Below are 2705 nucleotides of genomic sequence, written 5' to 3' on the forward strand. Positions count from 1 at the left end.
GTGTTCAGCGCGCTGAACGTCGCGGCCATGCTGATGCGGCGGATTCACTCGCCGCTGATGCTTATTTTCGGCATTTCCGTCGCATGGTTTTCGCTATCGTCGCTCGCGTTCATTCTGGCGACGCCGTGGAACCATATGTGGTGGCTCGCCCACGGGATCTTTGCTGGCGGGTTCTTCCTGCTCAGCTATGGCGTTGTCCAGGCTTTCCGAACGACGAAATCATTCTCGACCATCTATAGCCAGGAAGAAATGACGGCCCGCCTGGCCCAATCGATGGCCGACACCCAAAAGGCGCTACAGCAACTGCAACTGAGCAATCAACGGTTGGAACGCCTTGCCGCCACCGACCCGCTAACCGGTGCCGGAAATCGGCGCCACTTCATCGAGCATATCGGCGACGAGATCGCGCGGGCCAAACGAAGCGGTGCTCCATTGTCTCTGCTGTCGATCGACCTCGATCATTTCAAGTATATCAATGACTCACGTGGTCACAGTGCCGGCGATGAAGTCCTCCGCGCATTTGTGCGAAAGTGTCTGGAGGCGATCCGCCCTTACGACTCTGTCGCGCGCGTGGGCGGTGAAGAATTTATGGTGTTGCTGCCGGGGGCGACGCTCGATGCGGCTTGCGCGGTAGCCGAGCGCCTTCGATCGGCCATCGAAAGCGCTGCATTCGATGTCGGAGCCCAACCGTCTGTCGGCGTCACCATCAGTGTTGGGGTATCGGAGTTCGGGCGCGATGGAGACACGCTTGATGGATTCCTGAACGTCGCCGATCAGCGGCTCTATCGCGCAAAATTTGAAGGTCGCAATCGTGTGATTGTCGCGTAAGCCGCTTGCGGTGAATTGCCCTGTCGATGATTGGTACGGCGTTGTTAACAGCTTTCGTTCCGTCGCGCATTTGGGTGACCTCTGCGTTGGCGCGACGCGCGAGATCTTCATGCCGACGATCGACGTCGACGGCGAGATGGCGTTTCCGCCAATCCAGGGCGAGCAGCTTGTCACGATCGCAGGCCGCCCTCTTTGGGCGGGGCGAAGCGACGGTGCTCGATCGCGAGGTCCGGAGAACGCGGTTCGTCGACGCCGTCAAGGTCCGGATCGGAGGGCCACTGGGACAAGATCCTAGCGGATCTGGTCGCGGATGTCGCAAAGCCCGCTTAGTGTGAGCGAGCCGGCGGTGGCCGACTTCTAAGCTTCTTGTCCACGACACCGGCAAATTCTTCGTCGACCATCGCGACAGCGAGAAAGGCTCCTGGGTCGCGACCATGGTGTTGGTGCTGTCCCTGACCATCGTGGCTGCGAACAAAACGTAGATCGCGTCTTGCTGTACGCGGTCGAGCGAGCCGCTTTATCGATCAACGTCGCAAGCAGGACAATGGCTTCGCGGTCGGCAAGGTTCGCTAAAGCAGCTCGAGCCGACGCGCTGCATTCTTCGTTGCTCAAAGCAGGAACATGCAGCTGCTTGAGGTCGTCTAAGCCGCGCTGCCCCATATAAGCGGATGCAGGCGCCTCCTCGGTGGCTCCGGCTGCGGGAGCGCGGCTAAACGGGGATAATTCTTGAGCGCCGTTCGTTCGCTCTTGCGACGCGCGCGGCCCACAGCGCTCAAAGTCTTGAAGCGGCATCTTGAGAGCGTAAATCGTGGCTTCGGCCGCGTTAGCGATGGGCGAACTTGCCGGGTCGTTCAAAACACTCTTGCCGGGAACGACTATCGCGATCCGAAGGCGCGTTGCTTGCGAAGCGTTAATCGAACTTTGACGATCAGCACACAACATCTGGCGTTCAGTTAACGTCTATGCTACCTGTAAGAAACTCACTCTGGAACAACCGGCCTTAGCGAAGGTTCGACTGTGATGAGTTTGTCAACTCCACGATCACGTGTATTGCACGCTGATTGGTTCGATTGGTGTAGTTCTGCCACAAGGGATTTCATTGCTCTCCTTGGGGGCGTCGTTCTCGCCTCGATCTTAGTGCATGTCTATGAGCTTAGTCCTCTTCTGTTTCAGCTGGGACGGGGCTATGCGGATTCGGCGTTCGATGACATCATATTTGTCGCGTTCTTCCTGTGCGTTGCGTTGACAATTTTCAGTTTCCGCCGCTATCGAGATCTCGCCCGCGAAACCAAAGCGCGAGCCATTGCGGAAGGAGAAGCGCGCGACCTCGCGCGACACGATCCATTGACCGGCCTGCCAAACCGTCGCCTGTTTGATGAAAAACTTGACGCGTGCCTTGGCCTCGCCCGCGACACGCACCAGGTGGCGGTTCTACTGCTTGGCCTTGATGGCTTCAGGAGGATCAAGGACAGGCATGGCCACGCAGCGGAGGACAAGGCGCTATGCGAATTTGCTAACAGGGTCGCCGACATCTTGCGCAAGGATGGCGTCCTGGCGAGGATTGGAGGCGACGAACTCGGCATTGTCCTACCAGACATCAGCTCTCTTGAGGTTCCTATCAATCTGGCGCGACGCATTGTGGCGTCCGCCACCGAAACTTTCGCGATCGAGACGGGGGCAGCCGAGCTTGTGGTTGGAATTGGCATCGCCATCGCTCCGATTGACGGCGTCAATCTCCACGAATTGGTCAGGCGCGCAGAACGTGCACTTTATCGCGCACAAGGCGATGGAAGGTCGTGTGTGCGCTTTTTCGAGCCAGAGATGGACATGCATGTCGACCGGCGCATCCAGATCGAGCGAGAGCTTCGCAGCGCTAT

At 58.5% G+C, this 2705-nt stretch carries 2 protein-coding genes; both read left to right on the forward strand.

All coding sequences use genetic code 11. The features are described from left to right. A partial coding sequence (locus tag CQ12_RS25110; RefSeq protein WP_157088482.1) for a GGDEF domain-containing protein occupies positions 1-828 on the forward strand: 828 nt, incomplete at its 5' end. Between the two features lie 1020 nt (positions 829-1848). Then, on the forward strand, positions 1849-2705 hold an 857-nt coding region (locus tag CQ12_RS25115), incomplete at its 3' end, for a GGDEF domain-containing protein (RefSeq protein WP_157088483.1).

The organism is Bradyrhizobium jicamae (assembly GCF_001440395.1).
Classification (GTDB): Bacteria; Pseudomonadota; Alphaproteobacteria; order Rhizobiales; family Xanthobacteraceae; genus Bradyrhizobium; species Bradyrhizobium jicamae.